At 67.2% G+C, this 25095-nt stretch carries 28 protein-coding genes; 10 read left to right on the forward strand and 18 right to left on the reverse strand.

The features are described from left to right. Nucleotides 1-2 precede the first annotated feature (2 nt). Complete coding sequence (gene minC, locus VN11_RS05980) at nt 3-848, reverse strand: septum site-determining protein MinC (RefSeq protein WP_053449102.1); 846 nt, start codon at nt 846-848, stop codon at nt 3-5. Next, nucleotides 794-1390 (reverse strand): GNAT family N-acetyltransferase, encoded by a 597-nt coding sequence (locus VN11_RS05985; RefSeq protein ID WP_008267255.1) that lies wholly within the window; start codon nt 1388-1390, stop codon nt 794-796. Before VN11_RS05985 ends, minC begins: the two co-directional genes overlap by 55 nt. 149 nt (nt 1391-1539) lie before the next feature. Between VN11_RS05985 and VN11_RS05990 the strand changes: the two genes are divergently transcribed. The 4 genes from VN11_RS05990 to VN11_RS06005 all read left to right on the forward strand — a co-directional run bounded on the left by VN11_RS05990 (nt 1540) and on the right by VN11_RS06005 (nt 5171). Next, on the forward strand, nt 1540-2748 hold the full coding sequence (locus tag VN11_RS05990; RefSeq protein ID WP_053449103.1) for a sensor histidine kinase: 1209 nt from the start codon (nt 1540-1542) through the stop codon (nt 2746-2748). Then, complete coding sequence (locus VN11_RS05995; protein WP_006424175.1) at nt 2748-3389, forward strand: response regulator; 642 nt, start codon at nt 2748-2750, stop codon at nt 3387-3389. The genes VN11_RS05990 and VN11_RS05995 overlap by 1 nt, the downstream gene beginning before the upstream one ends. Before the next feature lie 233 nt (nt 3390-3622). After that, nucleotides 3623-4696 (forward strand): SRPBCC family protein, encoded by a 1074-nt coding sequence (locus VN11_RS06000; RefSeq protein WP_053449104.1) that lies wholly within the window; start codon nt 3623-3625, stop codon nt 4694-4696. Between the two features lie 103 nt (nt 4697-4799). After that, a complete protein-coding gene (locus VN11_RS06005; RefSeq protein ID WP_019659313.1) occupies nt 4800-5171 on the forward strand; it encodes a DUF423 domain-containing protein in 372 nt (123 codons plus the stop codon). 511 nt (nt 5172-5682) lie between these two features. On the opposite strand, the gene VN11_RS06010 is transcribed toward VN11_RS06005, so the two are convergent. From VN11_RS06010 to VN11_RS06035, 6 genes are read right to left on the reverse strand one after another with little or no spacing between them, the layout of a single operon-like run. Beyond that, nucleotides 5683-6492 (reverse strand): M15 family metallopeptidase, encoded by an 810-nt coding sequence (locus VN11_RS06010; protein ID WP_053449105.1) that lies wholly within the window; start codon nt 6490-6492, stop codon nt 5683-5685. 9 nt (nt 6493-6501) lie between these two features. Continuing rightward, nucleotides 6502-7095, reverse strand: a complete 594-nt coding sequence (locus tag VN11_RS06015; RefSeq protein ID WP_053449106.1) for a PH domain-containing protein — start codon at nt 7093-7095, stop codon at nt 6502-6504. Beyond that, nucleotides 7092-8381, reverse strand: a complete 1290-nt coding sequence (locus VN11_RS06020; RefSeq protein WP_053449107.1) for an alpha/beta hydrolase — start codon at nt 8379-8381, stop codon at nt 7092-7094. The genes VN11_RS06015 and VN11_RS06020 overlap by 4 nt, the downstream gene beginning before the upstream one ends. A 2-nt stretch (nt 8382-8383) precedes the next feature. Continuing rightward, complete coding sequence (locus VN11_RS06025; RefSeq protein WP_053449108.1) at nt 8384-8563, reverse strand: DUF4177 domain-containing protein; 180 nt, start codon at nt 8561-8563, stop codon at nt 8384-8386. Further along, nucleotides 8560-8739 carry a hypothetical protein gene (locus VN11_RS06030; protein WP_005412615.1) on the reverse strand — a complete coding sequence of 60 codons (180 nt, stop codon included), beginning with the start codon at nt 8737-8739 and terminating at the stop codon, nt 8560-8562. Before VN11_RS06030 ends, VN11_RS06025 begins: the two co-directional genes overlap by 4 nt. A gap of 45 nt (nt 8740-8784) precedes the next feature. Further along, nucleotides 8785-9666, reverse strand: a complete 882-nt coding sequence (locus VN11_RS06035) for an SPFH domain-containing protein (protein WP_053449109.1) — start codon at nt 9664-9666, stop codon at nt 8785-8787. 137 nt (nt 9667-9803) lie between these two features. Between VN11_RS06035 and purT the strand changes: the two genes are divergently transcribed. After that, nucleotides 9804-10991: a formate-dependent phosphoribosylglycinamide formyltransferase gene (gene purT, locus VN11_RS06040; RefSeq protein ID WP_053449110.1), complete on the forward strand. Its 1188-nt coding sequence runs from the start codon at nt 9804-9806 to the stop codon at nt 10989-10991. A 71-nt stretch (nt 10992-11062) separates the two neighbouring features. Here the strand turns inward: purT and VN11_RS06045 are convergent, their stop codons facing one another. After that, nucleotides 11063-12268 (reverse strand): endonuclease/exonuclease/phosphatase family protein, encoded by a 1206-nt coding sequence (locus VN11_RS06045; protein ID WP_053449111.1) that lies wholly within the window; start codon nt 12266-12268, stop codon nt 11063-11065. Nucleotides 12269-12306: 38 nt separating this feature from the next. After that, a complete protein-coding gene (locus tag VN11_RS06050; RefSeq protein ID WP_040008519.1) occupies nt 12307-13062 on the reverse strand; it encodes an arginyltransferase in 756 nt (251 codons plus the stop codon). Nucleotides 13063-13218: 156 nt separating this feature from the next. On the opposite strand from VN11_RS06050, the gene VN11_RS06055 reads away from it, so the two are divergent. Then, the gene (locus VN11_RS06055) at nt 13219-13779 is read left to right on the forward strand and encodes an EF-hand domain-containing protein (protein WP_053449112.1); all 561 of its coding nucleotides are present in this window, start codon (nt 13219-13221) and stop codon (nt 13777-13779) included. A 51-nt stretch (nt 13780-13830) separates the two neighbouring features. On the opposite strand, the gene VN11_RS06060 is transcribed toward VN11_RS06055, so the two are convergent. The 4 genes from VN11_RS06060 to VN11_RS06075 all read right to left on the reverse strand — a co-directional run bounded on the left by VN11_RS06060 (nt 13831) and on the right by VN11_RS06075 (nt 17545). Next, nucleotides 13831-15048, reverse strand: a complete 1218-nt coding sequence (locus tag VN11_RS06060; RefSeq protein ID WP_053449113.1) for an RNA polymerase sigma factor — start codon at nt 15046-15048, stop codon at nt 13831-13833. Between the two features lie 155 nt (nt 15049-15203). Then, nucleotides 15204-15716 carry a pathogenicity-like protein gene (locus VN11_RS06065; RefSeq protein ID WP_053449114.1) on the reverse strand — a complete coding sequence of 171 codons (513 nt, stop codon included), beginning with the start codon at nt 15714-15716 and terminating at the stop codon, nt 15204-15206. 4 nt (nt 15717-15720) lie between these two features. Then, entirely contained in the window at nt 15721-16641 is a 921-nt protein-coding gene (gene tesB / locus VN11_RS06070; protein WP_005408551.1) for an acyl-CoA thioesterase II, read from the reverse strand. 127 nt (nt 16642-16768) lie between these two features. Continuing rightward, a complete protein-coding gene (locus tag VN11_RS06075) occupies nt 16769-17545 on the reverse strand; it encodes an enoyl-CoA hydratase/isomerase family protein (protein WP_049458435.1) in 777 nt (258 codons plus the stop codon). A gap of 34 nt (nt 17546-17579) precedes the next feature. Between VN11_RS06075 and VN11_RS06080 the strand changes: the two genes are divergently transcribed. Beyond that, on the forward strand, nt 17580-18026 hold the full coding sequence (locus VN11_RS06080) for a copper chaperone PCu(A)C (RefSeq protein ID WP_053449115.1): 447 nt from the start codon (nt 17580-17582) through the stop codon (nt 18024-18026). 208 nt (nt 18027-18234) lie between these two features. Here the strand turns inward: VN11_RS06080 and VN11_RS06085 are convergent, their stop codons facing one another. From VN11_RS06085 to uvrA, 3 genes are all read right to left on the reverse strand, one after another. Continuing rightward, complete coding sequence (locus VN11_RS06085; protein ID WP_053449116.1) at nt 18235-18960, reverse strand: hypothetical protein; 726 nt, start codon at nt 18958-18960, stop codon at nt 18235-18237. Nucleotides 18961-19058: 98 nt separating this feature from the next. Next, the gene (locus tag VN11_RS06090) at nt 19059-19466 is read right to left on the reverse strand and encodes an acyl-CoA thioesterase (RefSeq protein ID WP_053449117.1); all 408 of its coding nucleotides are present in this window, start codon (nt 19464-19466) and stop codon (nt 19059-19061) included. Beyond that, nucleotides 19466-22468 (reverse strand): excinuclease ABC subunit UvrA, encoded by a 3003-nt coding sequence (gene uvrA, locus VN11_RS06095; RefSeq protein ID WP_053449118.1) that lies wholly within the window; start codon nt 22466-22468, stop codon nt 19466-19468. The genes VN11_RS06090 and uvrA overlap by 1 nt, the downstream gene beginning before the upstream one ends. A gap of 318 nt (nt 22469-22786) precedes the next feature. Here uvrA and rplU point away from each other — a divergent pair, with 318 nt between their 5' ends. From rplU to cgtA, 3 genes are all read left to right on the forward strand, one after another. Beyond that, nucleotides 22787-23095 (forward strand): 50S ribosomal protein L21, encoded by a 309-nt coding sequence (gene rplU, locus VN11_RS06100; RefSeq protein WP_006424709.1) that lies wholly within the window; start codon nt 22787-22789, stop codon nt 23093-23095. 18 nt (nt 23096-23113) lie between these two features. Further along, the gene (gene rpmA / locus VN11_RS06105; protein ID WP_005415704.1) at nt 23114-23377 is read left to right on the forward strand and encodes a 50S ribosomal protein L27; all 264 of its coding nucleotides are present in this window, start codon (nt 23114-23116) and stop codon (nt 23375-23377) included. A 203-nt stretch (nt 23378-23580) separates the two neighbouring features. Continuing rightward, the gene (gene cgtA, locus VN11_RS06110; RefSeq protein WP_006424789.1) at nt 23581-24633 is read left to right on the forward strand and encodes an Obg family GTPase CgtA; all 1053 of its coding nucleotides are present in this window, start codon (nt 23581-23583) and stop codon (nt 24631-24633) included. Between the two features lie 165 nt (nt 24634-24798). On the opposite strand, the gene rpsT is transcribed toward cgtA, so the two are convergent. Further along, nucleotides 24799-25068, reverse strand: a complete 270-nt coding sequence (rpsT, locus tag VN11_RS06115) for a 30S ribosomal protein S20 (protein WP_005408560.1) — start codon at nt 25066-25068, stop codon at nt 24799-24801. Nucleotides 25069-25095 lie beyond the last annotated feature (27 nt).

A 25095-nucleotide genomic window follows, 5' to 3' on the forward strand; every position in this document is an offset into this window, starting at 1 on the left:
CGTCAGTCCAGCGCAGCGATCTTGATCTGGTCCTGTTCCAGCCATACCTGCACGGCCTTGCCGCGCAGGTTGTCCGGCACATCGTCCAGTACCTTGTAATGGCCTGCAATGGCGACCAGTTCCGCATGGAAATCACGGCAGAAGATGCGTGCCGCGGTGTTGCCCTGGGCTCCTGCCAGCGCGCGGCCGCGCAGGGTGCCGTAGATATGGATGCTGCCATCGGCGATGACCTCGGCGCCGGCGCCGACGGTGGCCATCACGGTCAGGTCGCAGTTTTCCGCGTACAGCTGCTGGCCCGAACGCACGTTGCCCAGCTGCATGCGGCCCGGCTGCGGCGCGGCGGCATCGGCGACCTTGGCCACCGGCGCGGCGGGGGCCGGCTTCGGCTCGGCGCGGACGGCGCGGCGCGGTTCCGGTGCGGGCGCCGGCGGGGCCGGTTCGGCCTCGGCACGCTCGTACTGCGCGCGGAACTTGGCCAGCAACGGCAGGCCGAGCTGCTGCGAAAGCAGGTCGACCGCGCTGGTGCCATAGGCCAGTGCCACCGGCAGCACGCCCGCGCTGCGCAGGCCGTCGACCAGCGCCTGTGCGGTGGCCACGTCCGGGACCTGGCTCAGGCCGCCGAAATCGAGGATCACCGCAGCGCGGCCGAACAGCTTCGGTGCGCGGGTCACGCGCTCGCGCATTTCCTGCACGAGGCGTTCGACATCAAGGGTACGGATGCGCAGGTTGGCGATGCCCACCTGGCCGATCTTCAGTTCACCGGCCTGTTCGTAATCGAAATTCACCGCCACGCTCAGGTCCCCGTCGGCCGCTGTGCCTGCGCCGGCAGCTGCCGGGCACGTGTCCATGCCACATCCGGCAGCTTGCCGCGGTAGGTTTCCTGCACCCACGGGTAGCTGCACAGTTCCTTGGCCAGCATGCTGGCACGCACATCGACCTGGGCCATGGTGTTCTGGCCCAGCTCGCGGAAGCCGAAGCTGCCGTGGAAGAGCAGGGCGGCATCGGCGCCATGGTCGAGGAAGACCTCGCAGGTCATCTGCGGGTAGCGCAGCTCGGCGAAGCTCTGGGCGTCGGCATAGAACGCACGGCCGACGCCACCGCCGCGACGGCGGCTGGCGACCACGATGCGGTCGATATAGAAGAACGGGGTGTCCAGCTGCTGCTTGAACCAGGCGAAGTTGCTGCTGTCGTGCTGGCTGTCGCTGCCGAAGCCGATCAGGAATCCGGCCAGGTTGCCGTCGCGCTCGGCGACGCGGAAATACTCAGCGGTTTCGTAGAACAGGCGCAGGCGGGCCGCATCCAGGGGAAGGATGGCCAGGCCAGCGTTGTTGTTCAAAGCCAGGACGGAATCGAGCTCGTGCTCGCGCACGTCGCGGATGACAATCGACATTGTGACTCCGTGGGGTAACGCGGTTGGTCCATCAAGGGACCCTGCGCACGATTATTGCATGCCCGGGGTGGGCTGCGGCATGAACAGGGGATATGCCCGAGCATGACTTTCGGCGCTTGGGAGCGGCCGTGCACGGGCTACGATGAGGGATGCTGGCCCGACTGAACCACAATGCGATGCTGCGCTACTCCGGGTTGTTCACCTGGGGCACCGTCGGCCTTTGGCTTGCGATCTACCTGATCGATCCTGTCTCGCTGACGCTGGAGACGCTGGACGGCGAAGCCGGCTTCCGCATCATTCCCTGGGCCTCGGCCTACCTGGCTTTCGGCATCGTGTACTGGGCGCTGACCCGCTCGCTGGGCGAGGGCCGTCCGGGTTTCTTCGACCACGCGGCGCTGATCCTGCTGACCGCCTGCGCGATCGGCGTGAGCTATTTCTCCGGTACCGCGCTGGGCAGCATCCTGCTGATGGTGGTGGCCGGCCTGCTGCCATGGCTGCTGGGGCCGCGCATCGGCGTGGTCTGGCTGGTGGCCAGCAACCTGGCCGTGTTGCCGGTCTATATCCAGCCGCTGGGCTTCCCGCCGTTCATCGCCGTGCTGCAGGCGGTGGGCTACATGGGCTTCTCCAGCTTCGTGTTCGTGATCGCGCTGGTGGCCCGTCGCCAGGCCGAGGCCCGCGACGAACAGCGCCGGCTCAACTCGGAACTGCGCGCCACCCGCGCCCTGCTGGCCGAGAGCGCCCGGGTCAATGAGCGCACGCGCATCTCGCGCGAGCTGCATGACCTGCTGGGCCACCAGCTGACCGCGCTGACCCTGAACCTGGAAGTGGCCGGCCACCTGGCCGACGGCCAGGCGCTGGAGCATGTGAAGCGTTCCCACGCATTGGCCAAGCTGCTGCTGGGCAACGTGCGCGAGGTGGTCAGCCAGCTGCGCGAGACCGGTGCCATCGACCTGGCCGCGGCGCTGCGCCCGTTGACCGAGAACGTGCCCTCGCTGGACATCCAGCTGGAGATCGAGGATCCCCTGAACGTGGAGGACCCGCAGCGGGCCCACGTGCTGCTGCGCTGCACCCAGGAGATCATCACCAATGCCGTGCGCCACGCCGGTGCCCGCCACCTGTGGATCAAGGTGTACCGTGAAGCGCCGGACCGGGTGGTGGTGGAGGCACGCGACGACGGCGTCGGCGCGGAAATGGTCAATGTGGGCAATGGCTTGCGCGGCATGCGCGAGCGCCTGCAACAATGTGGTGGCCAGCTGCAGGTCGAGACCCGTCCCGGCGAAGGCTTCCGCCTGCGGGCGACGGTGCCGGCAACGGTGCTGGTGGCCGCCCTTACCAAGGTTCCTGAAGGAGTACGTTGATGATTCGCGTCTGCCTGGTCGATGACCAAACCCTGGTGCGGCAGGGAATCCGCTCCCTGCTGGCGCTCGACGATGGCATCGAGGTGGTGGCCGAGGCCGGCGATGGACGGCAGGCAGTCGAGCTGATCCCGCAGGTGCGTCCCGATGTGGTCCTGATGGACATGCGCATGCCGGTGATGTCCGGGCTGGAAGCGCTGCAGGTGCTGTCACGGCAGGAGCAGCTGCCGCCGACCATCATCCTCACCACCTTCGATGACGACCAGCTGGTGCTGGCCGGGCTCAAGGCCGGTGCCAAGGGCTACCTGCTCAAGGACGTGACCCTGGCGCAGCTGGTCGGGGCCATCCGCACCGTGGCCGACGGCGGTTCGCTGGTGCAGCCGGCGGTGACCCAGCGGCTGCTGTCCGGCCTGGAACACATGCGCAACGAGTTCGTCAGCCTGGACCGGCCCGACCCGCTGACCGACCGCGAGACCGAGATCCTGCGGCTGATGGCCAGCGGATTCTCCAACAAGGAGATCGCCAACTCGCTGGGCGTGGCCGAAGGCACGATCAAGAACCACGTGTCCAACATCCTCTCCAAGCTGGGTGTGCGCGACCGTACGCGCGCCGTACTGAAGGCGTTCGAACTCCAGCTGGTCTAGGGAAAATCGTTCCGGTACAACAACTTGGGCGACGGCCGGGGGTTCCGGCCAAGCGCGCCCCCTACTGGCGGGTGGCGGTATGCGTTACCCTTCGAATTCTTTGTCCATACAAATACGCAGCCGGCAGGGAAACCGGTGCGCCAATCCCGATAAACAATGCCCGCGAAGCCTGCTAGGATTGGCGCTTCGCTTCAATCAACCCGGCCGTGGGATCGGCCCCGGAGACTCTCTGAATGACCCGTATTATCGAGTTCCTGATCGCCTTGGGGATCGTGGCTGGCCTGTTCGTCATCATTGGCGTATGTCTGCCGGGCGAGCGTCACATCACCGAAAGCATCGAGACCAACCGCAAGATGACGATCGTGTACGACACGGTCAGCAGCCTGCGCCGCTTCAAGGACTGGAACCCGCTGGTACTGCGCGATCCCGCCGTTGAACTGAAGCTGTCCGGCCCGGCCTCCGGCGTCGGTGCCACTCTCGACTTCACCTCCAAGGACCTGGGCACCGGCTCCTGGAAGATCACCGAAGCCGAAGAAAACAAGCGCGTTGCGATCGCCATCGAAGACCCGACCAAGGGTCACGACAAGGTCACCACCTTCACCCTGGAGCCGACCGGCAAGGGTGGCCGCAACGTCAAGATCACCCAGGACTACTCGGTGAAGTACGGCTTCGACCTGTTCGGTCGTTATGCCGGCCTGTATGTCAGCCGCCAGATCGGCGACGACATCAAGATGGGCCTGTCGCGCATGGCCAACATGCTCGCCACTGTCCCGAACGTCGACTACCGCACGCCGGAAGCGCCGCTGACCGATCTGGCCATCGTCGATGTGCCGGCTGAAGACCTGCTGGTCGTCAACGCCGGTAACGTGGACCGCGGTCAGGACACGATCACCAAGTCCATCAAGGACAACCAGGAGTGGATCAAGCGCGTGATGGAGGCCAATGGCCTTGAAGCCGCCGGCCCGTTCCGCATCATCACCACCGACTTCGGTGCTGAGAAGTACGCCTTCGACATCGCCCAGCCGGTGAAGAAGAAGGGTGCTGAAGGTGCCACCGCTGAAGAGCTGACCGTCAAGATCGACGGCGGCGCTCCGGTCAAGTACGTGCACGTTGCTCCGCACCGTTCGGCGCATGCGGCCTACGCTGGCCACATGGCGGGTCTGGACGTGGCCCGCAACGGCCTGCGTGCCTGGGCCGTGACCTCGGGCAACGAAGTCATCGACCGTCCGTACGAGACCTGGAAGGACGGCATCGACAAGTCGTTCACCCAGGACGGTACCTACGACATCTACTGGGCCGTCAAGTAAGCCTCGGCTGACCCATGTAGTGTTGGACACGAAAACGCGCCGCTTCTTGCGGCGCGTTTTTTTTCATCTGGCGCCCGGCAAGGGCGTTGCGCAAGGAGCCCTCATGTTCAATCTCGAACGCCGTGCCCGTAAGCCTTCCCTGCTGGCCTGCCTGGGGGCATTGCTGGCCGCCGCCTCGATCGGCCTGTCCGCCTATGCCTCGCATGGGGTGGCCGATCCGTTGGCGCAGCAGCATCTGAACATGGCAGCGCTGTACGCATTCGCGCACGGTGCGGTGCTGGTGGCGCTGGGCCCGCGTGCGCAGGGGGCGATCGCGCACCTGGCGTTGTACGTACTGCTGCTGGGCGTGCTGCTGTTTTCCGGCAGCCTGGTGGGCGGGGCGTTGTGGCAGTGGCCGACGCGGATGGCGCCGATCGGCGGCACCAGCATGATGGCCGGATGGGTGTTGCTGGCGATCAATGCGTTGAGGCGGTGACGGCAGCCGGGCTGTCGATTCGATCCATGCTGATGCGATCGTGATGGTTCATGGGCGTTACTTTTCTTTTCGCGCGAAAAGAAAAGTAACCAAAAGAAACGCGCCGCCGGCCGCGAGCCGGTGCTGCGCACCGGTGCCCTGCGCTCCTCGGCCCGTCGAGGGACGGTGCGGAGAGCAGCCGAGCATGGCTCGGCTCTACAGAATCGCACGCACCTCTTCGCCCTCGACGGACCTGCGGTGCTCGGCTCGCTTGAAGGCGGACCCAACAGCCGCGCGCTGATCCGTTGCAGAGGCTTCGAGCGAAGCGACCGGCTTTTGCCTTTGCTCTCTTGTTCCATTCCGTGGCGGATGCACACGGAAACTGTCAGAGGCCGGGCGGGTGGGCTGGACAGGGGTATCCGCGCCATGGATGGCGCGGCTAAGCCTCCAGGGACGGATTTACGGCGTCCCCTGCGCAGCCTACCCGCCCGGACAGCGCCATGAATTTCGCCTTGCGGCCGCCACGAGGGGCTCAGCCGTTGGCCGGTCTCCAGCACCAGTGCCAGGGTTCGTAGACGATGCCGTGCGGGTTGTCACGCGGGTAGCTCAGCTGGAAGCCGTGCGCGCCGGCATGGCGCTGCAGCCAGGCAAACGCATCGGTGGCGTCGAAGGATTCCTCTGCCGGCGCATCGCCCGGCGTACCGATGTCCAGCGCATGGCCGCTGTGGTGTTCGCTGAAGCCCGGCGCGGCATTGACCTTCAGGATCTCGGCCACGCCCAGCCCGCGTGCCAGCTTCCGTTCGAAGATGCCCAGCTGGTAGGCATGGCTGCGAAAACCAGAGATCGCGTCCAGTGCCACGCCATCCCGTGCAGCGTGCAGGCGCATCCGGCGCCAGCCCTGCGCAGCGCCGCGGCGCAGCCACAGCGGGCGGGCGAAGCGGTCACGACCGGCGAAATGCAGCAGGCAGGGTTCGGCCTCCAGCGGCAGGCCGCTGTCGTCTGCGTAGCGCTGGGCGTCCAGGCCCAGCTGCTGCAGGCGCTGCTGCAGCCCGGCCAGCGGAAGCCATTGATCTTCCAGCGCTGCCCCGAATGGCCGAGCTGCCACTGCGTCCAGCAGTGCCAGCGTTTCCTCGACCCCGGGTTCGCGCGGCAGTCGTGGCACCATCGAATGCACGCCGCGCGGCAGTACGGCCGCCAGATAGCGGCCATCACGCTTGCGCCGCAGCACCCAGCGCGCCTGTGACAGCAGGCGCGCGTCCAGGTTGCTGCGCGCGCGCAGCAGGCCGGCGGGCCACAACTCGATGGTCGCGGTATTGATCAGCAGGGGCGGGCGTCGTTGCATCGCCGCAGCTTACTGCCGCGGCGCCGATGCGGCCACCTTGCGCAGGGCATCGAGCAGTACCTGCGGCCGGTCCACGCTGAGCAGCAGCGTGCTGCCATCGCTGACCGGCAGGGCAAGCACACGTGCGCGATCGGTGACCAGGGCGAATCCCTTGCCGCCGCCCTGCAGGCGGAAGTGGCCCGAATAGAAGCCCGGCATTGCATAGCCGTTGGTCTTGAAACGGATGCCGTAGCGGCGGTCACGGCCGAGATCGACCACCTCCGCCTGGTCCAGTCGCAGCGTTGCCACTGGAACACGCCGGCGATACAGGGTCGAGCGCACATCCAGCACGTCGCCGGCCAGTTCCACGCGGCGGCGGAAGAAGGCCGCGCCCAGCCCGATGCCAAGCGCGGCGATCACCAGCAGGCTCCAGGCGGCACTGCCGCCCATGCGGAACCAGGGCGGCGAGAGCGTCACTTCGATCCAGGGCGCGGTGGCCGGTGCCTTGTACAGCTGCGCATACACGCAGGCCACGAAGGCGGCCAGCAGCGGCAGCACGATCCACAGCACGCGCAACGGCGAGCTGTCGGCCACCTCGTACTGCTTCGGATCGCTGGCGCTCATCGCTGCGCCTCCACCCAGCGCGCCACATCGGCGATCAGCCCGGCATCGACATGACCCGGCTGGGCGTACTCTTTCAGTGAGCTGGGGCCGCTGCCGGCCACGCCGATATGGTTCAGGGCCGGGTAGGCGTGCCATTGGACATCCTTGTGACCGTCCAGCGCCTGCTTCCACAGCTGCCAATCCGCATCGGGCACCTGGAAATCGCGGCCGCCGTGCAGCATCAGCAGTGGCTTGTGCAGGGCCTTCGCGTCGGCGCGTGCGTTGACTGCCTCGATGCTCTGCCAGAACGACTGCGGCACGCCCAGCGGCAGTTCGCTGGCGGCAACCGGCGCACTGCCGCGGGCGGCGGCGATCTGCGCGTCGAGCGTGTCCAGGAAAGCCTGTTCGGGTTCGCTGATGCCGCCGTCCAGGCTGAGCAGATAGCGGTTCTGTTCGGGCAGCAGTTCCAGCAGGGTGCGTGCCGGGGCAGCCCACAGGATCGCGCCGCGCGCCTGCGGCCAGCGGCTGGCAATGCGCGGGGCCAGCATGCCGCCCTGGCTGTGGCCGAGTACGAAGATGCGCTGCCTGTCGATGCGCGGGTCCGATGCCAGCGCGGTCAGCGCGGCCACGGCGTCGTCGGTGGTTTCATCATCGACGGTGAAGGTGCGGCCCTGGAAATCCTGCGGACGGGCGAGGGTGCGCTTGTCATAGCGCAGCACGGCGATGCCCTGTGCGGCCAGGCCGCGGGCAATGTCCAGGAACGGGCGGCTGCCACCGAGAGTCTCGTCGCGGTCCTGCGGCCCCGAGCCGTGCACCAGCAGCACCGCCGGGAACGGGCCCTTCCCCTTGGGCAGAGCCAGCGTGCCCGGCAGCGCACCGCGCACCTGCGGCACGCTGAAATCAGCTTCGCTGTAGACCGCATCGGCCGGTGGTGGCGCTGCCTTGGCTGGCGGAGCGGGGCGCAGCATCAGCCCGGCGATCTTGTCCTGTGCATCCACCGCCACCTGCGCGACGACCGCGCCGCTGGCGAACTGCAGCGGCACTTCCACCAGATGCACGCCTTGCAGTTCGCTGCTGTGGGCGCCGCCGCGCTGTTGCAGCTCGCCCAGCGATTGCCACAGCCCCTGCAGCTTCTCGGCCGGTACGGCGCTGGCCATCTGCGGGGTGAACATCGCTTCGGCTTCGGCGATGCGCCCGGCCTGCAGGTGGTCCAGCAGTTGCGTGGCAACCTGCTGCGGCTCGGTGGCCAGGGCGCCGCCGCTGAAGGCGGCCAGTGCGATGGCGAACAGGGTGGGGCGCAGGCGCATGGTCATTGCTCCTTCTTGAAGACCAGCATCGCCGGGCGCATCGGCGCCGGGATGATGATGTTGACCAGCTCCCAGCCCAGTTGGCCCTGGCGGCTGAGTTCGGCCTGGATGTCCTCGGCCTTGTGCAGGCCCATCATGGACGTCTTGACCTCGATGGTCTGGTAGCTCCAGCGCTTGCTCATTCCTTGTCCTCCGGCGATGGCTTGGGTTTCGGCAGGCGTCCTGCCTTGCGCAGGGCGTCGCGCAGCACGTATTCGATCTGCGCGTTGAGGCTGCGCAGCTCATCGTCAGCCCAGCGCTGTGCCGCGGCCAGGACCTCGGCATTGATGCGCAGCGGATAGGCTTTCTTCTCACTCATGAAAACTCCTGGCGGGGCGGTGGGGCGCCCCGTTGCGAGGGTGGTTCAGTACAGCGAACCGGCATTGACGATTGGCTGGGTGCCGCGGTCCGAGCACAGCACGGTCAGCAGGTTGCTGACCATGTGCGCCTTGCGTTCCTCGTCCAGCTGCACCACGCCGTTCTTCTGTAGTTCGGCCAGGGCCATCTCGACCATGCCGACCGCGCCGGCAACGATGCGCGTGCGCGCGGCGATCACCGCATTGGCCTGCTGCCGCTGCAGCATCGCCTGGGCGATTTCGGCGGCGTAGGCGAGGTGGCTGATGCGCGCGTCGATCACCTGCACGCCGGCATCGGCCAGGCGCTCGGCCAGCTCGTTCTTCAGGTGCTGGGAGATCTCGCTGGCGTGGCTGCGCAGGGCCAGCTGGCCTTCCTCGTGCTGGTCGTAGGGATAGCTGGTGGCCATCGCGCGCAGCGCCGATTCGGACTGGATGTGCACGAAGCTCTCGTAGTCATCCACGTTGTAGACCGCCTCGGAGGCATCGACCACCTGCCAGACGATCACCGCGGCGATCTCGATCGGGCTGCCGTCCAGCTCGTTGACCTTCAGCTTGCCGCTTTCGAAGTTGCGCACGCGCTGGCTGACCCGGCGCTTGCTGAAGAAGGGATTGTTCCAGCGCAGGCCGTTGTCCTTCACGGTGCCGACGTACTTGCCGAACAGGCTGAGCACCGCGGCCTGGTTGGGCTGGATGGTGTACAGGCCGGCCAGGACGAACATGCCCGCCGCGACCAGCAGGACGCCCAGCAGCATCAGCAGCAGGTTGGGCGAGCCGGTGCTGGCCTTGGCGGCAACGCCGAGCACGAACACGGCGGCACCGGCGAGGGCGACGAGCAGGGCGCCGGCCAGCGTGCCGAGGCCGTTGAGCGAGGACAGCGACTTCTCTTTCATGGCAGTACGTCCTTGAGGGTTCGAGGTGAAGATATCAAAGTGATATCAGATGTGGGCTACCGTTCGTCGGATGCCGTGGCCGGGGTGCCCGGCCAGCTAGAATGCCCACCCGCCTTCACATCGCTGCTGGAACCGCCATGGCCAAGCTTGGAACTCCGTTGTCCCCCTCCGCCACCCGGGTGCTGCTGCTGGGCTCGGGTGAACTCGGCAAGGAGGTGGCCATCGAGCTGCAGCGGCTGGGCGTGGAAGTGATCGCCGCCGACCGCTACGCCGATGCGCCGGCAATGCAGGTCGCGCATCGCTCGCACGTGATCGACATGCTAGACGCGATGGCCCTGCGCGCGCTGATCGCCCAGGAACAGCCGCACCTGGTGGTGCCGGAGATCGAAGCCATCCACACCGAGACCCTGGTCCAGCTGGAACAGGAGCAGGGCCTGCGGGTGATCCCGACCGCGCGCGCCGCACGCCTGACCATGGACCGTGAAGGCATCCGCCGCCTGGCCGCCGAGACCCTCGGGCTGCCGACCTCGCCGTACCGCTTCGTCGATACCGAGGCCGAGTACCGTGCCGCGGTGGCCGCGATAGGCCTGCCGTGCGTGGTCAAGCCGGTGATGTCCTCCTCGGGCAAGGGCCAGAGCACGCTGCGCAGCGAGGCGGACATCGCCCCTGCCTGGGACTACGCGCAGACCGGTGGCCGTGCCGGTGCCGGCCGCTGCATCGTCGAAGGCTTCATCGACTTCGATTACGAGATCACCCTGCTGACCGTGCGCCACGCCGGTGGCACCTCGTTCTGCGCGCCGATCGGCCACCTGCAGAAGGACGGCGACTACCGCGAGAGCTGGCAGCCGCAGCCGATGTCGAGCGCGGCACTGGCACGTGCGGAAGAAGTCTCGCGCGCGATCACCGACGACCTCGGCGGTTGGGGCCTGTTCGGCGTCGAGCTGTTCGTGAAGGGTGACGAGGTGTGGTTCAGCGAAGTGTCGCCGCGTCCGCACGACACCGGCCTGGTGACGCTGGTCTCGCAGGAGCTGAGCGAGTTCGCGCTGCATGCGCGCGCGATCCTCGGCCTGCCGATTCCGGTGATCCGCCAGAGCGGCCCGTCGGCCTCGTGCGCGCTGCTGGCGCATGGCGAAGGCGTGCCGTACTTCAACAACGTCGCTGCTGCGCTGCAGGTGCCGGATACCGCCGTGCGCCTGTTCGGCAAGCCCAGCGTGCACGGCCACCGTCGTGTGGGCGTAACCCTGGCACGTGCCGAAACCATCGACGAAGCGCGCGCCATCGCGCGCGACGCCGCCGACGCCATCGGCGTCGAACTGCGCCCGTAAAACAAAAAGGGGACGGAGGGGATTAAGTCGTTTGTGCCACAAACGACTTAATCCCCTCCGTCCCCTTTTTTTTACTTCACATCCACCCACACCAGGTGGTGGTCGCTGCCGTCGGCGATCTTCGCTTCGGGGCTTTCATTGGCCGGCCAGAAGATGCCGCTGCCGATGTACTCGAAACCGGTCGAGGGCAGCACGTAGTCCAGGCGCATGGTGCCGGACTTCGGACCGAAATCGCCGGTGGCATGGAACGGCGCGCCCCTGCGCGCGATGCCCTTGGCCGCATAGGCCAGGCTGGTCTGCTCGCCACCGACGCTGCGCGGGGTGGGGTAGCGCAGCACGCGGGCGTTCTCGATCAGTTCGACGATCGCCTCATGGCGCCCATCACCATCGACCGGGTCGTTGTTGAGGTCGCCGAGGATCACGAAGCGCGCGTCCTGGGCCAGGCCACCGCACTGGCCCTTGTCGTCGCACAGCCACGGCTTGTCACCCTTGGACAGGTACTCCTGCCACAGGCGCAGTTCGTCGTGGTTGCGCGCGGCGTTGCGCTTTTCCGGGCCGTCGAACACCGGCGGTGTCGGGTGCGAGACCAGCGCGTGCACCACGCCGGCCGGGGTCTTCACCGGCACGTCCCAATGCGACTTGGAGGACAGCCGCAGCTGCGACCACACGTGGTCGTTGTAGAAGCTCTTGCCGGTGCGCGGGTCAACCGGACGGATCGCGCCGGGCATCGCGCTCCACTTCAGCAGCTGGAAGCTGCGCACCTTGGCTTCATCGATCGGGTAGCGCGACAGCACCAGCATGCCGTACTGGCCCGGGTGCAGGCCGTAGCCCCAGGCATCGTTGCCGCGGCTGCGGCCTTCGCCGCCGACCACGCCGTTGTTGTCCAGGTCCAGGCCGCTGGGCACGCCGGTGTTGACCGGGGCCAGGTAGCGGTAGGCGAAGTGCAGCGGCTTGCCGCCGCCGGGCTGCGCCACTTCCAGGTAGCGCTTCTGGAACAGGTCGGCGGCGCGGTGGGCGTCGTCGAAGTCGAATTCGTTCAGCAGCACCAGGTCCGGGCGCACCTGCTGCAGCACCGCGGCGATCTTGCGTGCGTGTTCGCTGTCGCCTTCCAGTTCCTTGATCAGGCCACCGGCGTCATCGGAGTACAGCGAGGTGTTGTAGGTGGCCAGGCGCAGCGCAGCGGACGGCTTTTCGGTCATCGCGGGGGAGGTGGCGAAGGCGGGGGCGGTGGCGCCGCAGAGCAGGGCCAGGGCGAGGATCAGGGGTTTGGCGTTCATGGGCCGTATTGTGCACCCGGCCCGGTGTCAGCGGTTTGTCAGCGCCCGTCCAGATCCTTGTCGAAATCGTGCCAGCGGCGGCCGTCGTAGGCTTCCAGCGGATGGAAGCGGCGCTTGTAGTCCATCTTCTGGTGGCCGCGGATCCAGTAGCCCAGGTAGACGTGCGGCAGGCCCTCGCGGCGGGCCCATTCGATCTGCTGCAGGATCGCGAAGGTACCCAGCCCGCGCGCGGCGTGCTCCGGGTCGAAGAAGGTGTAGACCGCCGACAGGCCGTGCTCGGTGACGTCGGTCACCGCCACCCCCAGCAGCTGGCTGGGCTGGCCGTCGTGGCCGGGCAGGCGCATCTCCATGAAGCGGGTGTGCGACCAGCTGCCGATCAGGAACTGCTCGAATTCGTGCGGGCCATGGTCGTCCATGCCACCGTTGGCGTGGCGATGCACCAGGTAGCGGTGATACAGCGCGAACAGGTCGTCACGGGCGGTGGCGGCGGTGATCCGCACCTCCAGGTCTTCATTGCGGGCCGCGCAACGGCGCTGGCTGCGGTCCGGGGCGAAGCGCGCCACCGGGATGCGCACCGCCACACAGGCCTGGCAGTGCGCGCAATGCGGCCGGTAGACCAGGTCACCGCTGCGACGGAAGCCCCAGCTCAGTGCCAGCGGATACAGGCCGCCGAGGCGGCGGTCGTGCGGGTCCAGCACCAGGTCGCGCGCCACCCGGTCCGACCAGTACCCGCAGGGGTGCTCGCCGGTCTGGAAAAGTCGCAGTTCGTCGTCTCTGTCGCCATGCATCGCCATGGGCACAGCATAGCCCTAGCCCGTCGCAGTGGCGGCGACTGTCCGCCGGATGAATGGAACCGGCGGCGACGTCAACCGATGTCGCGCCCGGGCGTTGTTGTCCCCCGAGGGTGAAGTGATCACCCCGACGCTGTTCCCATCCCCAGGAGTGACCTCATGATCCGTACCCCCCTGCTGCTGGCCCTGCTGCTCGGCACCTCCGCTTCCGGTATCGCGCTGGCGGCCGACACCCCGACCACGCCGGCGCAGCGCCCGGCCAAGCTGGACACCAATGGCGACGGCGTCATCGACCGCAGCGAAGCCGCTGCCAACCCGCGTCTGGCGGCGAAGTTCGACGAACTGGACAAGAACAAGGACGGCAAGCTCTCGCGCGATGAACTGCCGCGCTGGAAGCACGGTCGCCGTGGCCACGGCGGCGAGCGCTGGGCCAAGCTGGACGTCAACAAGGACGGCCGCATCAGCCGCGAGGAAGCCAAGGCCGATCCGCGCCTGGCCGCGCGCTTCGACCAGCTCGACCTCAACAAGGACGGCTACCTGGACAAGGCCGACCGCGAACTGCGCGTGAAGCAGATGCGTGATGCCTGGTTCGCCGCGGCCGACACCAACAATGATGGCCAGCTGAGCAAGGCCGAGTTCGATGCGGCCAAGCGCCCGATGCACGGTGGTCCGCGTCAGGGCGGCCCGCGTGACGGTGCCATGCCGAAGCCGCAGCGCTGAGAGCCAACGCAGTGATCGACGACAACGCCGGCGCACTGCCGGCGTTGTCCGTTACAGGCGGCCGCTGCGTACCAGCGAGTACAGCACCAGTGCGATCACCATCAGGTTCATGGCGATGATGCCGGTGCGGCCGTACATCGACTCGTATTTCCAGTTGATGCCCGTGCGCCCGCGCCGTGCCGAGTCGCGCACGATCATCGGCGCCATCACCCGCTGCAGCGGTACCAGGCACTGGTAGTTGACCACGCCCAGGCCGACCGCCAGCACCGCCAGCTGCGCCCAGACCGGCACCTGCAGCATCACCGCCAGCAGGATCGCCAGGCACCAGAACATGCCAGTGGTGATGTTGAGGTAGAGGAAGCGACGCACATCGGCGCGCTCGGCATCGGTCTCGGTGTACGACATCAGGAAGCGCCCGCCCAGATAGCTGCCGATCGCTCCGCCGACCACGCCACCGATGACAGCGCCCCAGCTTTCGGCCGGCAGCACGTGGAGCTGGCCCAGTGTGGCAGTCAACGAGCCCATCGCGGTGCCGCCTGCTGCACTGGCGCCGCCGAGGCCGAGCTTGCTGCCGCCGATGCCGACGCCGGTGCCGAGCAGGATCGCCGCGCTGGCGGTGCCGGGCGCGGCCACCAGCACCATCGACACCACGGCCGTGGCGAACGCCGCACTCGGGGCACTGCTGCGGGCGAATTCGCCGAAGCGTTGCAGCAGGCCGTCACGCACCTGGGCGCGGGCGCGCGACAGCCGCTTGCGCACGGCGGCGTCGCTGAGCCCGAGCAGGTCGGCTACCTGTTGCGAACGCTGGCCTTCGCGGTAGTACAGCAGCAGGACTTCGCGGCTGTCGGCCGGCAACGCGGAAATGATGTCTTCGGCGGCGATCTCTTCTTCCACCCGCTGCAGCCGGTCGGCCGCACCTGGCGCCGGGTCGGCGGCCATGCCCAGCGCCACTTCGGCCGCCTCTCCGGTCAGCGGCCGGCCACGCTGCGCACGCAGCCAGTCGCGGGCCAGGTTGCGGGTGATCTGCCGCAGCCAGGGCAGGAAGCTGGTTGAACTGCGCAGCTGGTGCAGCTGCTGCCAGCCCTTCACGAAGGCTTCCTGGGCGATGTCCTCGCTGGCCTGGCGGTCGCGGGTGATGGCCAGCGCGATGGCGGTGACCGTGTTCTGGCAGGCCAGCACGATGCGGCCATAGGCATGCTGGCAGCCGCCGGCGGCGGCCGGCAGTTCGCGTTCCAGGGTCTGGTCGATCGATGCGGCGAAGGTCGTCACGGCGGCGGCTCTCCTGCTGGGATTGTGTCCCATGACGGAGCCGCGCGCGAAGTGTGACCGGCCTTCAGTGCGGTAGTGCCGGCCGCTGGCCGGCAACCTCATGAACCCGTCCGGCGGGCTGCGGTTGCCGGCCAGCGGCCGGCACTACCCGTGCGTCATTTCGACGGCTGGATGCGGACCCGGATTTCTTCTTCTTCCGGCGCAGCCGGTTGGGCAGGGGCCTGCTGCGGCTGCGGCTGCGCCTGCGGGGCAGGGGCCGGTGCGGCCGGCGCCGGGGCGCCGCGATGGCGCAGCCCGATCACCAGCGCCACGCCGGCGATCACCACCAGCAGGGCGATGCGGATGCGCCAGGCCCAGCCGCGGCCGCCGCTGCCCTGTTCCGGCATGTCGCGGAAGGCGAACTCGGCGGTCGGGTGGTCGCGGCGGGTGGTGTCGAGCAGGCGCGCGTCACGCAGGATTTCGCGTGCGCGCGGCTGGTCGTCGGCGCGCACGATCCACACCGCCGGGTAGGCGCTGGCGTTGCCCAGGTCGGTATAGCTGAACTGGCCGCGGCGGCGGGTCTTGTACGAGCGCCCGTTGGTCACCTTGACCTCGATGCCATGCCCGCGCAGGAGCTCGGCCACGCCTTCGACGGTTTCCACGCGCTGGCTGCTGAAGATCTGGCGCATCGGATTACTCCTTGGCCGGCACGGCGGCTGCCGCTGCCTGGTCGGGTACGACGCGGATCAGGCCTTCCTGCGCGGTGCTGGCCACCAGCACGCCGTTGCGGGTGAAGAACTGGCCGCGGGCCAGGCCGCGCGAATCCTGCGCGCTGGGGCTGTCCAGCGAGTACAGCAGCCAGTCGTCGGCACGGAACGGGCGGTGGAACCAGATGGCGTGGTCGAGCGAGGCCATCTGCACATGCGGGTGGTAGTAGCTGATGCCGTGCGGGAACGTCGCGGTACCCAGCAGATGGAAGTCGGAGGCATAGGCCAGCAGCGCCTGGTGCAGCTCGGGCGCATCGCCGACCGGCTCGCTTAGGCGCAGCCACACCTGGTGGTAGGGCGGGCGCTTGGGCGGGTTCAGTTCGTCACGCGGGTAGACGTGGCGGAATTCGAACGGGCCGCCGCGCGACAGCCAGCGCTGCACCTTGATCGGCAGCCGCTCCAGCACTTCGGCCGGCAGCGGGCGATTCGGCTCGATGTCTTCCGGCTGCGGCACTTCGGGCATCTTGTGCTGGTGCTCGGCACCGGTCTCGGCCTGCTGGAACGAGGCCGCGCAGAAGAAGATCACCTTGCCATGCTGGATCGCGGTGACCCGGCGCACCGAGAAGCTGCCGCCATCGCGGGTACGGTCCACGTCGTAGACGATCGGGTGGTCGATGTTGCCGGCGCGCAGGAAATAGGCATGCAGCGAATGCACGTGGCGGCCGTTGTCGACCGTGGCCTGCGCCGCGGCCAATGCCTGGCCCAGCACCTGCCCGCCGAACACGTACTTGGTGCCGATGTCGCGGCTCTGCCCGCGGAACAGGTTGTCCTCCAGCCGCTCCAGGGTGAGCAGGTCGATCAGCTCGGAGACGACGGGTTCGGGCGTGTCGTTCAAGGGGGCGGCCACAGCAATGAAGAAGGCCTGATTATACCGGTGCGGGCCGGCCCCTCATCGGTAGTGCCGGCCACTGGCCGGCAGCTTCGTGATCCTTCTGCGGCGCCTGAGGTAGCCGGCCAGCGGCCGGCACTACCGATTACTTGCCCAGACGTGCCACCAGCGCCTGCAGGGCGTTCTGTGCATCCGGGGCGAACCAGGCTTCGACGAAGCGGTCCAGCTGGATCAGGTCCGGGTGCAGGGCTTCGTGCAGGTCGGCGCGGGCAACGGCGCGGGTCAGCAGCATCGGCTGGCGCGGCTGCTTGAGCAGGTTCTGCAGCCAGGCCACGGCACGCGCCACCACCAGGTCACCTTCGGCCAGTTCATCGACCAGGCCAATCTGCAGCGCCTGCTCGGCCGGCACCAGCGAACCGGTGGTCAGCAGGACCCCGGCGCGGTGCACGCCCACCGCGCGGCGCAGCAGGCGCTGGATGCCCTCCGGTGCGATCAGTCCCACCTGCACTTCGTTCAGGCCGATGGCATACGGGCGCGACGGCTCGGCGCTGCGCGCCATCACCCGGTAGTCGCAGCACAGCGCCAGCACGCAGCCGCCGGCCGGGGCGTGGCCGGTGATCGCGGCCACCACCGGGATGCGGCTCTCGGCCAGCGTGCGCACGGCGCCAAAGAAGGCGTTCCAGGTGTCCAGCAGCTTGTGCTTGTCATCGCCGTGCGAGAGCAGGTGCGGCACGTCCATGCCACCGGTGAAGATGCGTTCGCTGCCCGACAGCACGATGCCGTGCGCATCTTCGGCCATGGCCAGCTCGATGGCGTGGATCAACTGCCGGCACAGTTCGGTGTCCAGTGCGTTGACCGGCGGCCGCGCCAGGCGCAGTTCGCGGATGGGGCCATGGTTGATCACCTCGATGAGCGTCGTCATGCTGCGGTCTCGTTGCGAAGAAGGAACCTGGGCGATGATAACCAAACCATTCGTTGGCGTATTGTTGATGATGTGTGCGGCCGCAGCATCGGCATCCGCCGCCGAGACGACATGCGTCACCGTCGAGCAGGGCTGGGCGCGGCTGCCGCCGAACCCGGCGATGCCGATGACCGCCGGCTATGGCGTGATCCACAACGGCTGCCGCAAGGCGGTGGCGATCACTGGCGCGAGCAGCAGCGGTTTCGGCGATGTGTCGCTGCACGAGACCACGATCACTGACGGGGTCAGCCGGATGCGCGCGATCGAGCGCCTGCCGCTGGCACCGGGCGCCCGTGCCGAACTCAAGCCCGGCGGCCTGCACCTGATGCTGATGCAGGGCAAGGGCGCATTGAAGGACGGGCAGGCGCTGCCACTGCGGCTGCAGCTGGAAGGCGGTGGCGAAGCGAGCGCGACGTTGGTGGTGCGCAAGGCCGCGCCGTAAGCGCGCGGGGAAACGGCACGCTGCTGCTGAAGCAAGGGGTTGGGATGGCCGTCGTAGCGTCGAGCTTGCTCGACGGCCCGGGCCAGCAGCAGTCGAGCAAGCTCGACTCTACGGAAGCGACGGTTGGGATGGCTGCCGTAGCGTCGAGGACGCTCGGCGCGACCGGAATATCCGGTAGTGCCGGCCAGCGGCCGGCACTACCAGGGGCTTACGACCAGTCGTACGAGAACAGCACCGTGCGGCTTACCGGTTCGTACAGCATCACGATCGCATCGGCGCCGGTGGCGCACCAGTTGTAGCCGGCCACGTCGGCCACGGCGAAGAACTTGTTGCCGTCGCGGGTGATGATCACCGTTTCGGCATCCTCCGCAGCGTTGGGGTCATCGGCGGCTTCGGTGAAGGCCAGCGCGAAGGCCGCAGGAATCTCCGCGGTCTCGGTCCAGTTGCCGAAACCGATCGGGCCACCCAACGTGTCCAGATAATCCCGTTCGCTGGCTTCGCCCTTGCCGAAGCGCGAGTAGCAGGCCAGCCGGCCATGCGTGGCGTGGTAGTCGCGCGCCTTGCCGTAGCTCTCGCGCATCTGCGCGATGTGTTCCTGCGCGTCCTTGTCGTCCACTGCATCACCGATGAAATAGCCCTCGTTGCCGAGGAAGCGCATCTCGTTGCCGGCGGTCAGTTCGAAGGCGATCCAGTTGGTGCCGGTGAACGCGTTGTGGTGTTCTTCGGTGGTCTCGCCGATACAGCCGTCATACGGCTCGATCGGGCACAGCATCGTCGCCACCTGGCCCGCCAGTTCCGGGCGCAGCACGCCCAGGTCGATCTTCAGCAGCGGCAACAGGTGCTGGCCGAGCCAGGCCTGGTCGGCGGGGAAGGCATCGGTGGGGAAGGGGACCATGCCGGGCAGCAGGTCGCGCAGTTCGGTGTGGTGGATCATGTCAGTCCTTTGAACAGTGTCGGTCGTGCCGGCCGCTGGCCGGCATCCTCATTGCCGCCGAGGCGTGCCGACCAAGGTCGGCACCTACCAGAAGCGAATCAGGTAGACGCGTTGCGGATCGCCTCCGGCAACGGGGCGCTCTTGCCGGTCTGGGTATCCATCCACACCACCACCACGTTGCCGTCCGAATACAGCTTCGACTCATCCTGCTGGTCGACGATGCGGTGGCCGATGGTCACGCTGCTGTTGCCCAGGCGCTCGACGAACAGTTCGACCAGGATGTCGTTGGGCCACACGATCGGCAGCCGGTAGTTGACGTTGGTCGCGGCCACCACCGGTGCGATGCGGTCGGTCATCGACACGCCGTCCACGCCCAGCATCCAGCGCACGCGCGCTTCTTCCAGGTAGGAGATGTACTTGGCGTTGTTGACGTGGCCCATGCTGTCCATGTCACGCCAGCGCACGCTGATCGGGATGCGGGCCAGGATCTTGTGTTCGCTGCTCATCAGGCGTCCTTCTTCTTCTTGCTGGCGGCAGCAGTCTTGCTGGCCTTGCCGGTGCTTGTTGCCGCCACCGCCTTCTTCGCCACCTTGGCGGGCTTTTCAGGCTTCACCTTGCGTGGCGGGCGGGCGTCGGGCTTGTTGGCCACGGCGGCCGGGCGTTCCGGTCGCGCGCTGGTGGACGGCAGCATGCGCGCCAGGAACTGGCCGGTGTACGACTGCGGGCAGGCTGCTACGTCTTCCGGCGTGCCGGTGACCAGGATGGTGCCACCGCGATGGCCACCTTCCGGACCCAGGTCGACGATCCAGTCGGCGGTCTTGATCACGTCCAGGTTGTGTTCGATCACCACCACCGTGTTGCCTTCGTCGCGCAGCTTGTGCAGCACGCCCAGCAGGGCTTCGATGTCGTGGAAATGCAGGCCGGTGGTCGGCTCGTCGAGGATGTACAGGGTGCGCCCGGTATCGCGGCGCGACAGTTCCTTGGACAGCTTCACGCGCTGCGCTTCACCACCGGACAGCGTGGTCGCGCTCTGGCCCAGCTTGATGTAGCTCAGGCCGACGTCGACCAGCGTTTCCAGCTTGCGGGCGATCGACGGCACCGGTTCGAACAGCTTCAGCGCATCCTCGACGGTCATTTCCAGCACGTCGTTGATGTTGAAGCCCTTGTACAGGATCTCCAGCGTCTCGCGGTTGTAGCGCTTGCCGTGGCAGACGTCGCAGGGCACGTACACGTCCGGCAGGAAGTGCATCTCGACCTTGATCAGGCCGTCGCCCTGGCACGCTTCGCAGCGTCCACCGCGCACGTTGAAGCTGAAACGGCCCGGCGAGTAGCCGCGCGCACGCGCTTCGGGCACCTGCGCGAACAGTTCGCGCAGCGGGGTGAACAGGCCGGTGTAGGTGGCCGGGTTCGAACGCGGGGTGCGGCCGATCGGCGACTGGTCGATGTCCACCACCTTGTCGAACAGGTCCAGGCCATCGATCTCCTTGTACGGGGCGATCGGGTGCGAGGAACCGTTGATCTCGTTGGCGGCCAGCGAGAACAGGGTGTCGTTGATCAGGGTCGACTTGCCCGAGCCGGACACACCGGTCACGCAGGTCAGCAGGCCCGACGGAATCGCCAGGTCCACGCCCTTCAGATTGTTGCCGCTGGCCCCGCGCAGGTGCAGGGTCATCTTCGGGTTCGGCTTGTGCCGGCGCGCCGGAATCTCGATCGCACGCTTGCCCGACAGGTACTGGCCGGTCAGCGAGCGCGGTGCCTCCAGGATGTCCTGCAGGGTGCCCTGGCCGACGATCTCGCCGCCGTGTACGCCCGCGCCGGGGCCGATGTCCAGCACGTAGTCGGCCAGGCGGATCGCGTCCTCGTCATGCTCGACCACGATCACCGTGTTGCCCAGGTCGCGCAGGCGGGTGAGGGTGCCGAGCAGGCGTTCATTGTCGCGCTGGTGCAGGCCGATCGACGGCTCGTCGAGCACGTACATCACGCCGACCAGGCCGGCACCGATCTGGCTGGCCAGGCGGATGCGCTGCGCTTCGCCACCGGACAGGGTGTCGGCCTTGCGCTCCAGGGTCAGGTAATCCAGGCCCACATCGACCAGGAAGCCCAGGCGCTCACCGATTTCCTTGACGATCTTGGAGGCGATCTCGCCACGCCAGCCCGGCAGGCTCAGTTCGCTGAAGAACTTCAGTGCTTCGTCGATCGGCAGCACCACCAGGTCCGGCAGCGGGCGGTCGGCCACGAACACGTTGCGCGCGGCCTTGTTCAAGCGCGCGCCATGGCATTCCGGGCACGGCTGTTCGCTGATGTACTTGGACAGCTCTTCGCGCACCGCCGGCGATTCGGTTTCCTTGTAGCGGCGCTCGAGGTTGGGAATGATGCCCTCGAAGCGGTGCTTGCGCTGGGTGCGGCCACCGGCTTCGGTGAAGTAGGTGAAGGTGATCGCTTCATCGCCGCTGCCGTACAGCACGGCCTGCTGCACGTTTTCCGGCAGCGAGTTCCACGCCGCATCGACGTCGAACTTGTAGTGCTTGGCCAGCGAGGCGATCAGCTGGAAATAATAGGCATTGCGGCGATCCCAGCCGCGCACCGCACCGGCGGCCAGCGACAGCTCCGGATGCACCACCACGCGCGACGGATCGAAGAATTCGGCGATGCCCAGGCCATCGCAGCCGGGGCAGGCGCCCATCGGTGCGTTGAACGAGAACAGGCGCGGCTCCAGCTCCGGCAGCGAGTAATCGCAGACCGGGCAGGAGTACTTGGAGGAGAACAGCGTCGGCACGGTTTCGGTGTTGTCCAGGCTCTGCACTGAGGCCATGCCGTCGCCCAGCTTCAGCGCGGTCTCGAAGCTCTCGGCCAGGCGCTGCTTGATGTCCTCGCGCGGGCGGAAGCGGTCGATCACCGCTTCGATGGTGTGCTTCTGGCGCAGTGCCAGCGGCGGCACCGCATCGATTTCATGCAGCTCGCCATCCACGCGCACGCGCACGAAGCCCTGCGCGCGCAGCTGGTCGAACACCTGGGCATGCTCGCCCTTGCGGTCGCGGATGACCGGGGCCAGCAGCATGTAGCGCTGTTCCGGGTCCAGGGTCAGCACCTGGTCGACCATCTGGCTGACCGTCTGTGCTTCCAGCGGGTAGCCGTGGTCCGGGCAGCGCGGGGTGCCGACGCGGGCATACAGCAGGCGCAGGTAGTCGTAGATCTCGGTGATCGTGCCGACGGTCGAGCGCGGGTTGTGCGAGGTCGACTTCTGCTCGATCGAAATCGCCGGGGACAGGCCTTCGATGTGGTCCAGGTCCGGCTTTTCCATCACGCTCAGGAACTGGCGCGCATAGGCCGACAGCGACTCGACGTAGCGGCGCTGGCCTTCTGCGTAGATGGTGTCGAACGCCAGCGAGGACTTGCCCGAGCCGGACAGGCCGGTGATCACGATCAGCTTGTCGCGGGGCAGGTCGAGGTCGAGGTTCTTCAGGTTGTGCGTCCGCGCGCCGCGGATGCGGATGAAATCCATCGCCATGGGGGATCCGGTTGTGGGGGCGTTGGCTGGGTGCCGGGCCAGCAGGGAACGGCAATCGGTCAGCCTACCGAGGTGACCAGATGGGGGCAATGGGCGACAATGCCAGCCCGGTGTCTCACCTTGTGAGACAAGGCTTTATGAAGGGGTCAGATCCCTTTTCACGCTGTGAAAAGGGATCTGACCCCGTTCCGACCGGGTCTCCCGGGCCGTTCAGGGCTTGACTTGACCCTGTCGCATGGATCTGCGTACAATCCCGCTCCTGTCCGCCCTCGACGGCGGCAGTCCATAGACCACAATAACTACAGAGGAAGTCTGGTCATGTACGCAGTACTGGTCACCGGCGGTAAGCAATACCGCGTGGCGCAGGGCGAAAAGCTCCGCGTCGAAAAGCTCGAAGTCGAAGTCGGCAGCGAGATCAAGTTTGACAACATCCTGATGCTGGGCGACAGCGACGGCGTGAAGCTGGGCGATGCGCTGAAGGGCGCTGCCGTCACCGCCAAGGTCCTGTCCCAGGGTCGTGCTGACAAGGTCCGGATCATCAAGTTCCGTCGCCGCAAGCACCACATGAAGCGTCAGGGTCACCGTCAGTACTACACCGAAATCGAGATCACCGGCATCGCCGGCTAAGCATCAGGAGAAGCAGTCATGGCACATAAAAAGGGCGTAGGCTCCTCGCGCAACGGTCGCGACTCCAACCCGAAGTACCTGGGCGTCAAGATCTTCGGCGGCCAGGCCATCGAAGCCGGCAACATCATCGTGCGTCAGCGCGGCACCCAGTTCCACCCGGGTTCCGGCGTGGGCCTGGGCCGTGACCACACCCTGTTCGCCCTCGTGGACGGCAAGGTGGAGTTCTCGGTCAAGGGCGCCAAGAAGCGTCGCACCGTCAGCATCGTCTCGGCCGACGCCTGATCCAGGCATCGCCGGCACCCGTGCCTCGGCATGGCTGTGCTGGATGAAGAGCACGCTGCATGGAGAGCCCCGCTTCGGCGGGGCTTTTCGTTAGAGTTACCGGGTAAAAGGAAGACCGGCCGCGCCGGGCTGCGGGCCACGCGCGCCCGCATTACATTCAAGGCGACGGCGCAGATGCCGCGCCCATCGCAGGCATCGAAACAATGAAACTGGTAGACGAAGCAGAAATCGAAGTGTTCGCCGGCAACGGCGGCAACGGCTGCATTGGCTTCCGTCGCGAGAAGTTCATTCCGCTCGGCGGCCCGGACGGCGGCGACGGCGGTGCGGGCGGCAGCGTGTACATCCGCGCCGACGAAAACCTGAACACCCTGGTCGACTTCCGCCATGACCGCATCTTCAAGGCGCAGCGCGGCGAGAACGGCATGGGCCGCCAGGCCTATGGCAAGGGCGGTGAAGACCTGACCATCACCGTGCCGGTCGGCACCGTGGTCATCAACGTTGCCACCGATGAAGTCATCGGCGACCTGACCCAGCACAACGACCGCCTGCTGGTGGCCAAGGGCGGCCGCGGCGGCCTGGGCAACATGCATTTCAAGAGCTCGACCAACCGTTCGCCGCGCCAGGCGCTGCCGGGCGAGCCGGGCGAAGAGCGCACGCTGAAGCTGGAGCTGAAGCTGCTGGCCGACGTTGGCCTGCTGGGCTTCCCCAACGCCGGCAAGAGCACCCTGATCCGCGCCGTCTCGGCGGCAACGCCGAAGGTGGCCGATTACCCGTTCACCACGCTGTACCCGAACCTGGGTGTGGTGAAGGTGGAGAACTACCGCAGCTTCGTGATCGCCGACATTCCGGGCCTGATCGAAGGCGCGGCGGATGGCGCCGGCCTTGGTGCGCAGTTCCTGCGCCACCTGCAGCGCACCCGCCTGCTGCTGCACCTGGTGGACATCTCGCCGATGGAAGGTGGCGTGGAGGGTATTTCTCCGGTGGAGCAGGTGCGTGCGATCGAGCGCGAACTGGAGAAGCACGATCCGGAGCTGCTGAACAAGCCGCGCTGGCTGGTGCTGAACAAGGCCGACCTGATGTTCGAGGACGAGGCCAAGGCAGCGGCCGAGCAGATCGTCGCCGAACTGGGCTGGAAGGAGCCGTGGTTCCTGGTGTCGGCGCTGGGTCGCGAAGGTACCTTCCCGATCATGAGCCGGATCATGGCGTTCTTCGATCGCCAGAAGGAAGACGAGCTGGAAGCCCGCAACGCGCAGTGATGCTGTTGTGGTTCGATGCGAAAAGCCCGGCTTCGGCCGGGTTTTTTGTTTTCCGGTAGTGCCGGCCGCTGGCCGGCATTGCCGGATTGCAGGCAACAAAAAACCCGGCCGAGGCCGGGCTTTTGTCTGCTGCCCAGCCCCGAAGGGCAAGGCGGCAACGCCGGATCAGGCGGCCTTGAGGGCCTTGATGCGGTCGTTCAGGCGGCTCTTGTGGCGAGCAGCCTTGTTCTTGTGGATCAGGCCACGCGCGCTGAAGCGATCCAGGATCGGCTGGGCAACGGCGAAGGCGGCTTCGGCGCCGGCGGCATCGTTGGCGTCCAGCGCCTTGATCACTTTCTTGACAGCGGTGCGCAGCATCGAGCGCTGAGCCACGTTGCGCGCGTTGCGCACGACGGTCTGCTTGGCGCGCTTCTTGGCGGACTTGATATTGGCCACGGTGGTGGTTTCCTGAAAAAATCGGTG

It is taken from the genome of Stenotrophomonas maltophilia, from assembly GCF_001274595.1.
GTDB classification, from domain to species: Bacteria; Pseudomonadota; Gammaproteobacteria; order Xanthomonadales; family Xanthomonadaceae; genus Stenotrophomonas; species Stenotrophomonas forensis.

What these genes read in the sequence shown, in the direction of transcription:
- VN11_RS06035 (WP_053449109.1), bottom strand. Translation starts at nt 9,666, where the DNA reads ATGAAAGAGAAGTCGCTGTCCTCGCTCAACGGCCTCGGCACGCTGGCC.
- VN11_RS06025 (WP_053449108.1), bottom strand. Translation starts at nt 8,563, where the DNA reads ATGAGCAAGCGCTGGAGCTACCAGACCATCGAGGTCAAGACGTCCATG.
- VN11_RS06090 (WP_053449117.1), bottom strand. Translation starts at nt 19,466, where the DNA reads ATGAGCAGCGAACACAAGATCCTGGCCCGCATCCCGATCAGCGTGCGC.
- VN11_RS05990 (WP_053449103.1), top strand. Translation starts at nt 1,540, where the DNA reads ATGCTGGCCCGACTGAACCACAATGCGATGCTGCGCTACTCCGGGTTG.
- VN11_RS06015 (WP_053449106.1), bottom strand. Translation starts at nt 7,095, where the DNA reads ATGAGCGCCAGCGATCCGAAGCAGTACGAGGTGGCCGACAGCTCGCCG.
- VN11_RS06080 (WP_053449115.1), top strand. Translation starts at nt 17,580, where the DNA reads ATGATAACCAAACCATTCGTTGGCGTATTGTTGATGATGTGTGCGGCC.
- VN11_RS05995 (WP_006424175.1), top strand. Translation starts at nt 2,748, where the DNA reads ATGATTCGCGTCTGCCTGGTCGATGACCAAACCCTGGTGCGGCAGGGA.
- VN11_RS06005 (WP_019659313.1), top strand. Translation starts at nt 4,800, where the DNA reads ATGTTCAATCTCGAACGCCGTGCCCGTAAGCCTTCCCTGCTGGCCTGC.
- rplU (WP_006424709.1), top strand. Translation starts at nt 22,787, where the DNA reads ATGTACGCAGTACTGGTCACCGGCGGTAAGCAATACCGCGTGGCGCAG.
- VN11_RS06065 (WP_053449114.1), bottom strand. Translation starts at nt 15,716, where the DNA reads ATGCGCCAGATCTTCAGCAGCCAGCGCGTGGAAACCGTCGAAGGCGTG.
- rpmA (WP_005415704.1), top strand. Translation starts at nt 23,114, where the DNA reads ATGGCACATAAAAAGGGCGTAGGCTCCTCGCGCAACGGTCGCGACTCC.
- uvrA (WP_053449118.1), bottom strand. Translation starts at nt 22,468, where the DNA reads ATGGCGATGGATTTCATCCGCATCCGCGGCGCGCGGACGCACAACCTG.
- VN11_RS05985 (WP_008267255.1), bottom strand. Translation starts at nt 1,390, where the DNA reads ATGTCGATTGTCATCCGCGACGTGCGCGAGCACGAGCTCGATTCCGTC.
- purT (WP_053449110.1), top strand. Translation starts at nt 9,804, where the DNA reads ATGGCCAAGCTTGGAACTCCGTTGTCCCCCTCCGCCACCCGGGTGCTG.
- VN11_RS06055 (WP_053449112.1), top strand. Translation starts at nt 13,219, where the DNA reads ATGATCCGTACCCCCCTGCTGCTGGCCCTGCTGCTCGGCACCTCCGCT.
- VN11_RS06045 (WP_053449111.1), bottom strand. Translation starts at nt 12,268, where the DNA reads ATGAACGCCAAACCCCTGATCCTCGCCCTGGCCCTGCTCTGCGGCGCC.
- VN11_RS06050 (WP_040008519.1), bottom strand. Translation starts at nt 13,062, where the DNA reads ATGGCGATGCATGGCGACAGAGACGACGAACTGCGACTTTTCCAGACC.
- VN11_RS06075 (WP_049458435.1), bottom strand. Translation starts at nt 17,545, where the DNA reads ATGACGACGCTCATCGAGGTGATCAACCATGGCCCCATCCGCGAACTG.
- VN11_RS06000 (WP_053449104.1), top strand. Translation starts at nt 3,623, where the DNA reads ATGACCCGTATTATCGAGTTCCTGATCGCCTTGGGGATCGTGGCTGGC.
- minC (WP_053449102.1), bottom strand. Translation starts at nt 848, where the DNA reads ATGGACACGTGCCCGGCAGCTGCCGGCGCAGGCACAGCGGCCGACGGG.
- VN11_RS06020 (WP_053449107.1), bottom strand. Translation starts at nt 8,381, where the DNA reads ATGCGCCTGCGCCCCACCCTGTTCGCCATCGCACTGGCCGCCTTCAGC.
- cgtA (WP_006424789.1), top strand. Translation starts at nt 23,581, where the DNA reads ATGAAACTGGTAGACGAAGCAGAAATCGAAGTGTTCGCCGGCAACGGC.
- VN11_RS06010 (WP_053449105.1), bottom strand. Translation starts at nt 6,492, where the DNA reads ATGCAACGACGCCCGCCCCTGCTGATCAATACCGCGACCATCGAGTTG.
- VN11_RS06030 (WP_005412615.1), bottom strand. Translation starts at nt 8,739, where the DNA reads ATGAGTGAGAAGAAAGCCTATCCGCTGCGCATCAATGCCGAGGTCCTG.
- VN11_RS06085 (WP_053449116.1), bottom strand. Translation starts at nt 18,960, where the DNA reads ATGATCCACCACACCGAACTGCGCGACCTGCTGCCCGGCATGGTCCCC.